Annotated in this window: 9 protein-coding genes; 4 read left to right on the plus strand and 5 right to left on the minus strand. The window is 62.8% G+C overall.

The annotated features are described in order from the left end of the window. Window positions 1-848: 16S rRNA (cytidine(1402)-2'-O)-methyltransferase (gene rsmI, locus IBX54_RS10165; protein WP_296542550.1), on the minus strand; the 848-nt coding region annotated here is incomplete at its 3' end. A 23-nt stretch (window positions 849-871) separates the two neighbouring features. Between rsmI and IBX54_RS10170 the strand changes: the two genes are divergently transcribed. From IBX54_RS10170 to IBX54_RS10180, 3 genes are all read left to right on the plus strand, one after another. After that, complete coding sequence (locus tag IBX54_RS10170) at window positions 872-1,279, plus strand: YraN family protein (RefSeq protein WP_296542542.1); 408 nt, start codon at window positions 872-874, stop codon at window positions 1,277-1,279. A 73-nt stretch (window positions 1,280-1,352) separates the two neighbouring features. After that, window positions 1,353-1,937: a phosphoheptose isomerase gene (locus IBX54_RS10175; protein WP_296542543.1), complete on the plus strand. Its 585-nt coding sequence runs from the start codon at window positions 1,353-1,355 to the stop codon at window positions 1,935-1,937. 9 nt (window positions 1,938-1,946) lie between these two features. After that, window positions 1,947-2,597, plus strand: coding sequence for a BON domain-containing protein (locus IBX54_RS10180; protein WP_296542544.1), 651 nt, complete (start codon window positions 1,947-1,949; stop codon window positions 2,595-2,597). A gap of 149 nt (window positions 2,598-2,746) precedes the next feature. On the opposite strand, the gene IBX54_RS10185 is transcribed toward IBX54_RS10180, so the two are convergent. The 3 genes from IBX54_RS10185 to IBX54_RS10195 are packed head-to-tail and all read right to left on the minus strand — an operon-like array spanning window position 2,747 to window position 5,872. Beyond that, a complete protein-coding gene (locus tag IBX54_RS10185; protein ID WP_296542545.1) occupies window positions 2,747-3,664 on the minus strand; it encodes an NAD(P)-dependent oxidoreductase in 918 nt (305 codons plus the stop codon). A 23-nt stretch (window positions 3,665-3,687) separates the two neighbouring features. After that, window positions 3,688-4,824, minus strand: a complete 1,137-nt coding sequence (locus IBX54_RS10190) for a PilT/PilU family type 4a pilus ATPase (RefSeq protein WP_296542546.1) — start codon at window positions 4,822-4,824, stop codon at window positions 3,688-3,690. Window positions 4,825-4,828: 4 nt separating this feature from the next. Further along, window positions 4,829-5,872, minus strand: a complete 1,044-nt coding sequence (locus IBX54_RS10195) for a type IV pilus twitching motility protein PilT (RefSeq protein WP_296542547.1) — start codon at window positions 5,870-5,872, stop codon at window positions 4,829-4,831. Window positions 5,873-5,925: 53 nt separating this feature from the next. Between IBX54_RS10195 and IBX54_RS10200 the strand changes: the two genes are divergently transcribed. Continuing rightward, complete coding sequence (locus IBX54_RS10200) at window positions 5,926-6,615, plus strand: YggS family pyridoxal phosphate-dependent enzyme (RefSeq protein ID WP_296542548.1); 690 nt, start codon at window positions 5,926-5,928, stop codon at window positions 6,613-6,615. Between the two features lie 116 nt (window positions 6,616-6,731). Here the strand turns inward: IBX54_RS10200 and rocF are convergent, their stop codons facing one another. Continuing rightward, entirely contained in the window at window positions 6,732-7,652 is a 921-nt protein-coding gene (rocF, locus tag IBX54_RS10205) for an arginase (protein ID WP_296542549.1), read from the minus strand. Between the last annotated feature and the right edge of the window lie 150 nt (window positions 7,653-7,802).

The raw sequence follows: 7,802 nt of genomic DNA on the forward strand, positions 1-7,802 counted from the left end.
GCGGCCAGTTTGACGGCGGTTTTGAGCGGCAACTCGGCCAGCAGCAATTGCAGCACGCGGGTGTCGGGGCCGCTGGCAGCGTCGGCTGGTGCCGGGTGCAGCACCAACGCAAATTCACCGCGCAGGCGGTTGCTGTCCTGCGCCAGCCAAGCCGGAAAGTCCTGCGCGGGCAGCGTGGCAATTTCCTCGAACTGCTTGGTCAGTTCGCGCCCCACCGTGACTGCCCGCGCGCCCAACACGGCCAGTGCTGCGGCCAGGGCCTCGATGCGGTGCGGTGCTTCCAGCAAGACTACCGCGCGCGCCTCAGTCGCCAGCGCCTGCACCGCGGTATTGCGCTCACCGCTTTTGCTGGGCAAAAAACCGGCAAAAACAAAACCATCGGGGTGCCGGGCATCCAGCGTGAGGCCGGCCACACTCAGCACGGTGGTGATGCTGCTGGCGCCGGGCAACGGCAACACCGGCAAACCGGCTTGGCGCGCATCATTCACCAAGCGCGCGCCGGGGTCGCTGATGGCGGGCGTGCCGGCGTCACTCACATAGGCCACGCGCAGGCCCTGGCGCAGCCGCGCCAGCACCGTCTGCGCCGCCTGCGCCTCGTTGTGCTGGTGCAGCGCCAGCAGCTGCGCCGATGGCTTGTCGATGCCATAGGCGCGCAGCAGCGCCTGGGTGTGGCGCGTGTCTTCGCAGGCGATTACGTCGGCGAGTTGCAGCACGTGCAAGGCGCGCAGGCTAATATCGGCCAGGTTGCCAATCGGCGTGGCCACCACATACAAGGCACCGCGCGGGTAGTTTTGCTGGCCACAGGCCTGTTGCGCGGCCAGCAGGGCCGGGGCAAAGCTGGCGCCAATGGGAGTCAAGGAGCTTGAAGTCAATGGGTATTCCTCTGGTCAAAACGGGTAAGGTAGCGTCGCCGCCAGCCACCACCAAACAGCTCGGCGATCAGGCCGAAGACCTGGCGCTGGCGCATTTGCAGCGTGCTGGTTTGCGCCTGTTGGTGCGCAATTATCGAACCCCGGGGCGCGGCGGTGGCGAGATTGACCTGATCATGCGCGCACCCGATGGCACCTGTGTTTTTGTCGAAGTGCGCCGTCGCGCGTCAGGCAGCCATGGCGGGGCGGCGGCCAGCGTCAGCTGGGCCAAGCAAAAGCGCATCGTGTTTGCGGCGCGCCACTACCTGATGCGCCTGGGCACACTGCCGCCCTGCCGTTTTGACGTGGTGGCGGTGCAGGCCGGCCACCTTGAGTGGCTGGAGGGCGCCTTCGAGGCTGGCGGAATGTAAGACTTTGCAAAGCTGGGGTTGACCAGGGCCAGGTCACGGCCGGCAAAGACTTGCCGCGGGTATCATTGCGGCCATGCTGCAACAACGTATTCAACAACATTTCATTGACAGCGCCGACCTCAAATACCAGGCCGCCCCGCTGCTCAGCCAACCCATTGCCGACGCGGTGCAGGCGCTGCTGGCCTGTGTCACCAGCGGCGGCAAGGTGCTGAGTTGCGGCAACGGCGGTTCGGCCGCCGACGCCCAGCATTTTTCGGCCGAATTTGTTGGCCGCTTTGAGCGCGAACGCCCCGAGTTGGCGGCCATCGCCCTGACCACCGACAGCTCAATCCTGACTGCTGTGGCCAACGATTACGATTTCACGCAGATTTTTTCGCGCCAGGTGCGTGCGCTGGGGCAACCCGGCGACGTGCTGCTGGCCATCAGTACCAGCGGCAACTCGGCCAACGTGCTGGCCGCCATCGAGGCGGCGCATGCGCGCGACATGGTCGTCATTGGCCTGAGCGGCCACGGCGGCGGCAAGATGGCGCAGGCCCTGCGCGACACTGATGTGCACATCTGCGTGCCCCACGATCGCACCGCGCGCATCCAGGAAGTTCACCTCTTGACGCTGCATTGCCTGTGCGATGCGGTCGATACCCTGTTACTTGGCGACTAGGACAAAACCATGACATTTGCAAGCAAAAAACTTCTCGGCCTGATTCTCGTCAGCGCCACGCTGGGTGCCTCGTTGAGCGCCTGTTTTCCGGTCATCGTGGGTGGCGCCGTGGTGGGCTCGTTGGTGGCCACCGATCGGCGCACCGCAGGCGCGCAACTGGAAGACGAGGGCATTGAGTTGCGCGGCGCCAGCCGTGTTCGTGACAACCTGAGCGAGCGCGTGCATGTCAACATCAACAGCTACAACCGTCGCGTCCTGCTGACCGGCGAAGTGCCCAGCCTGCAGGATTCGCAATTGGTCGAGCAGATCATCTCGCGCGTTGACAACGTGCAGTCGGTGGTGAATGAGCTGGCGGTGCTGGGCAATGCTTCCTTGACGCAACGCTCCTCCGACACCCTGATCACCGGCCGTGTCAAAGCCGCCCTGCTCGATGCCAGGGACCTTTACGTCAACGCGTTCAAGGTGGTCACCGAGCGCGGCACCGTCTATCTGTTGGGTCGTGTCACCCAGCGCGAGGCCGATCGCGCCACCGAGATCGCGCGCGCAACCCCTGGCGTTCAAAAAGTGGTGCGCGTTTTTGAAATCCTCAGCGAGGACGAGTTGCGCGCCCTGCTGCCCAAGCCCGCCGCCAGCGAAGCCAAGGCAACCCCGACCAGGTAAGTTCGTCTGTCTCCCAGACAGGTCCTTAACCTGTCAGCTGGAAGCCCCAATGGTCTAACCCAGAACACCGTGGAACCGGCTTTGCCGGGCCGCTGGTGTTGTCCCCTTGAGGGGAAGACGCGCCAACCAGGCGCGGCTCAGGGGGAAACTTATTTCAGCCGCTTGATCAGGCTGGAGGTGTCCCAGCGCTGCCCGCCCAGGCGCTGCACATCTCCGTAAAACTGGTCAACCAGCGCGGTGACCGGCAGGCTGGCGCCGTTGCGTTTGGCCTCGTCGAGCACCAGCCCGAGGTCTTTGCGCATCCAGTCCACGGCAAAGCCGAAGTCGAATTGGTCGGCCACCATGGTTTTGCCACGGTTGTCGAGTTGCCAGCTTTGCGCCGCGCCCTTGCCGATCACGTCGAGCACCAGGTTCATGTCCAGGCCCGCTTTCTGGCCAAAGGCAATGGCTTCGGCCAGACCCTGCACCAGCCCGGCAATGCAAATCTGGTTGACCATTTTGGCCAATTGCCCGGCACCACTCGCGCCCAGGTAGGTGAACGCCTTTGAAAAAGCCATGGCCACCGGTTGTGCGGCCTCGAAAGCGGGCTGGTCGCCACCGCACATCACAGTGAGTGCGCCGTTTTGCGCCCCCGCCTGGCCACCCGAGACCGGGGCATCGACAAAATGGAGCCCCTGCGCTTGCGCCGCCGCATAGAGCTCGCGCGCCACATTGGCCGACGCCGTGGTGTGATCGACAAACACGGCACCGGGCTTCATGCCGACAAAGGCACCGTCAACGCCCAGCACCACGCTGCGCAGGTCGTCATCGTTGCCAACGCAGCAGAACACCAGATCGGCGTTGTGTGCCGCCAGGCAGGGCGTGGGCGCGTGACGCACGGTCACGCTGGAACCACCGGCACCGGTGTGTTCCTCGCACCACGCCACAGCCTTTGCCGTGGTGCGGTTGTACACCGTGACCTGGTGTCCGGCGCGCGCCAGGTGGCCGGCCATGGGGTAGCCCATCACGCCCAGGCCTAAAAAGGCAACGCGCTGTGCGGGGGTGTTTGGGTAGGTTCTCGGGTTCATGCCTGCTTGGCTCCTGGGTTGTTTTAGACGATGGCCATGAATTCAGTGCCAGCGGCCAAATTCTGGCTCTTGCCGCGCTGGCTGTTGAGCTTGATCTGCAGGCGCAAGTCATTGACCGAATCGGCGTTGCGCAGCGCATCTTCGTAGGTGATCTGGTTGCTCTCATAAGCATCGAACAGCGCCTGGTCGAAGGTTTGCATGCCGATATTGCGACTCTTCTTCATAACCTCCTTGATGCTGGTCACCTCGCCCTTGAAGATCAGGTCAGAAATCAGCGGCGAGTTGAGCATGATCTCGACCACCGCCAGACGCCCCTTGCTGTTCTGTTTTGGAATCAGGCGCTGCGACACCAGTGCCTTGAGGTTGAGTGACAGGTCCATCAGCAGTTGCGCGCGCCGTTCTTCGGGGAAGAAATTGATGATCCGGTCAAGCGCCTGGTTGGCGCTGTTGGCGTGCAGCGTGGCCAGGCACAGGTGGCCGGTTTCGGCAAAAGCCACCGCGTGCTCCATGGTTTCGCGGTCGCGGATCTCGCCCATCAGAATCACGTCGGGGGCCTGGCGCAGGGTGTTCTTCAGGGCGGCTTCCCAGGTGTCGGTGTCAATGCCCACCTCGCGCTGCGTGACCACGCAGTTCTTGTGCGGGTGGACAAACTCGATCGGGTCTTCGATGGTGATGATGTGGCCGAACGTGGTCTCGTTGCGCCAGTCCACCATGGCCGCCAGCGTGGTCGATTTGCCGCTGCCGGTGGCGCCCACCATGATGCACAGCCCGCGCTTGGTGTTGACGATCTCCTTGAGTATGGGCGGCAAATTCAGGCTGTCGATGGTGGGCAGCGTCATGGGAATGGTGCGCAGCACCATGCCAACCCGGCCCTGTTGCATGAAGGCATTGACCCGAAAACGGCCCAAACCGGATGGCGCAATGGCAAAGTTGCATTCTTTGGTGCGCTCGAACTCGGCTACCTGTTTGTCGTTCATGATGGATCGCGTCAGCGCCAATGTGTGGCCCTCGTTCAGGGGTTGTGGCGACACCTTGGTGATCTTGCCATCGACCTTGATCGCCGGCGGAAAGTCGGCAGTGATGAACAGGTCGCTGCCGTTGCGACTCGTCATCAACTTGAGCAGTTCCGTAATGAAGGTGCTTGCTTGATCGCGTTCCATAAGATTATCCTGGGAAGTTTTCGGGAATTTTGGCCTTGGAGCGGGCCTCTGCCGCGCTGATGACATTGCGCCGCACCAGGTCGGTCAGATTCTGGTCGAGGGTCTGCATGCCCACGTTGTTGCCGGTCTGGATGCTCGAGTACATCTGCGCCACCTTGGCCTCGCGGATCAGGTTGCGAATGGCGCTGGTGCCCAGCATGATCTCGTGCGCGGCGACCCGGCTCTGGCCGTCCTTGGTCTTGCACAGCGTCTGCGAGATCACCGCCTGCAGCGACTCGCTGAGCATGGCGCGGATCATTTCCTTTTCGGCTGCGGGAAACACGTCGATGATCCGGTCGATGGTCTTGGCGGCACTGGAGGTGTGCAGCGTGCCGAACACCAGGTGGCCGGTTTCAGCCGCCGTCATGGCCAGGCGGATGGTCTCGAGGTCGCGCATTTCGCCCACCAGAATGCAGTCGGGGTCTTCGCGCAGGGCAGAGCGCAGCGCTGCCGCAAAGCTCTGCGTGTGCGGCCCCACTTCGCGCTGGTTGACCAGGCATTTCTTGGACTCGTGGACAAATTCGATCGGGTCCTCTACTGTGAGGATGTGGCCGAAATCGGTTTCATTGAGGTAGTTCACCATGGCCGCCAGCGTGGTGGACTTGCCCGAGCCCGTGGGGCCGGTGACCAGTACCATGCCGCGTGGCTTGAGGGCCAGCTCGCCGAAAATCTTGGGGCAGTTGAGCTGTTCGAGGGTGAGGATTTTGCTGGGAATGGTCCGGAACACCGCGCCGGCACCTCGGTTCTGGTTGAAGGCGTTGACCCGGAAACGCGCCAGGCTTTCAATTTCAAAGGAGAAGTCAACTTCCAGGAATTCTTCGTACTTTTTGCGCTGGGCATCGTTCATGATGTCATACACCATGGCATGCACCTGCTTGTTGTCCAGCGGCTCCACGTTGATGCGGCGCACATCGCCATTGACCCGGATCATGGGCGGCAAGCCGGCCGACAAGTGCAAATCAGAGGCCTTGTTTTTGACGCTGAAGGCTAGCAATTGGGTAATGTCCACTGAAGGCCCTTTTTGTTTGTTACGCTAGCAGCCTGACAGACTGCAATGCAATTATGACCAAGATTTCAACCCGACTCGCTGCCGTGCGACAGCGCATTCAAGCCGCCTGCCTGGCCGCGGGTCGCCCAGGTGACGCGGTGACGTTGCTGGCCGTCTCCAAAACCTTTGGTGCCGAGGCGGTGCAGGCGGCTTTTGCCGCCGGGCAAACCGCCTTTGGCGAAAACTACATCCAGGAAGCGGTGGAAAAAATCACCGCGCTGCGTGGGCTGCCGATCGAGTGGCACTGCATCGGCCCGATCCAGAGCAACAAGACGCGGCTGGTGGCTGGCCATTTTGACTGGGTGCACACGGTTGACCGGCTCAAAATTGCCGAGCGCCTGAGCGAACAGCGCTCCGCTGATCTGGCACCGTTGCAGGTGTGCATCCAGGTCAATGTCGATGGCGGGCCCACCAAATCGGGCGTGGCACCCGCAGCTGCGCTGACGCTGGCGCAAGCGGTGGCCAGTTTGCCCCGCCTGCGCCTGCGCGGCATCATGTGCATTCCTGAACCGGCGCCAGACTTTGACGCGGCATGCGCTGTGTTCAAAAGGGCCAGCGATTTGTTTGAAGCTTTAAACGCGCAAGGTCTGACGCTCGACACGTTGTCAATGGGCATGAGCGCCGACCTGGAGGCGGCCATTGCCTCGGGCAGCACAATGGTGCGCGTGGGCTCGGCCATTTTTGGCACGCGCAGTCGGCGGTAGATGAGGCAGGCTTGCCGTCGAGGGGCGTCGTCATTGCGAGCGAAGCGCGGCAATCCATGCCGTCCGGGTCGGCCAAGTTCAAGCAAACATCAAATCAGCGCACAGGTTGGTGACGCCTAACCCGCCTTGCGCATCAACGTGCTCTTGCCAAACAGCGACTCGATCAAATCCACCGCCACTTCGGCGGTGCGGTTGCGCACGTCAAAGGCCGGGTTGAGTTCCATGACGTCGAGTGAGGCCAGGCGGCCGGTGTCGGCAATCATTTCCATGCACAGCTGTGCCTCGCGGTAGGTGGGGCCGCCGCGCACGGTGGTGCCCACGCCGGGCGCAATGTCGGGGTCCAGAAAGTCCACGTCAAAACTCACGTGCAGGTGGGTGTTGGCATCCACCAGTGCCAGCGCCAGCTCCATCGCGGCGCGCATGCCCATCTCGTCAATAAAGCGCATGTCGAACACCTCCAGCCCGGCCTCATGCACCAGCCGTTTTTCGCCGGCATCGACACTGCGGATGCCGATCTGGCGCATCCATTTTGGGTTGATGGCCGGCACCTGGCCACCGATGCCGGTCAGCTCTGTCGGCCCATAACCGCACAGGCAGGCCACCGGCATGCCGTGGATGTTGCCGCTGGGTGTGAGTGCGCTGGTGTTGAAGTCGGCGTGGGCATCGAGCCACAACACGCGCAGTTTTTTGCCGGTGTCACGGCAGTGGCGCGCCACCGCGCTGATCGAGCCCAGCCCCAGGCAGTGATCACCACCGAGCAAGATCGGCAGACGGTTTTGCTGGAGTTCGGCATACACCGCATCAAACACGGTCTGGTTCCAGGCGGCCACCTCGGCCAGGTGGCGGTAGCCGTTTACCGGCGGCAGCCATGGGTTGCGCGGCCCGCTCAGGTTGCCCCGGTCAATCACCTCAAGGCCGTGGCTTTCCAGCACCTGATTGATGTTGGCCACGCGCAGGGCTTCGGGCCCCATGCTGGCGCCGCGGCTACCCGCGCCAATGTCGGTGGGGGCGCCGATCAGGGAGATATTGGGGTTCATGGTGAAGTGGGTTCCTGGAGGTAAAACGGGCTTGCGTTTGATCTGGCAATGGCTGGGCGCAGTTTAGACAGGTTCCGTGATGCAGCACAGCGCAATCCGGGACTGTCGGTCATCGCACGCCTGCCGGATTGACATCCGGGCTACAGGCTG

The sequence above is a fragment of the Rhodoferax sp. genome (assembly GCF_014859475.1).
In the GTDB taxonomy this organism is placed as follows: Bacteria; Pseudomonadota; Gammaproteobacteria; order Burkholderiales; family Burkholderiaceae_C; genus Rhodoferax.

Excerpts from the sequence above, each read along its gene's own strand:
- IBX54_RS10170 (WP_296542542.1), top strand. The coding sequence starts at position 872 with ATGGGTATTCCTCTGGTCAAAACGGGTAAGGTAGCGTCGCCGCCAGCC.
- rocF (WP_296542549.1), bottom strand. The coding sequence starts at position 7,652 with ATGAACCCCAATATCTCCCTGATCGGCGCCCCCACCGACATTGGCGCG.
- IBX54_RS10185 (WP_296542545.1), bottom strand. The coding sequence starts at position 3,664 with ATGAACCCGAGAACCTACCCAAACACCCCCGCACAGCGCGTTGCCTTT.
- IBX54_RS10180 (WP_296542544.1), top strand. The coding sequence starts at position 1,947 with ATGACATTTGCAAGCAAAAAACTTCTCGGCCTGATTCTCGTCAGCGCC.
- IBX54_RS10190 (WP_296542546.1), bottom strand. The coding sequence starts at position 4,824 with ATGGAACGCGATCAAGCAAGCACCTTCATTACGGAACTGCTCAAGTTG.
- IBX54_RS10200 (WP_296542548.1), top strand. The coding sequence starts at position 5,926 with ATGACCAAGATTTCAACCCGACTCGCTGCCGTGCGACAGCGCATTCAA.
- IBX54_RS10175 (WP_296542543.1), top strand. The coding sequence starts at position 1,353 with ATGCTGCAACAACGTATTCAACAACATTTCATTGACAGCGCCGACCTC.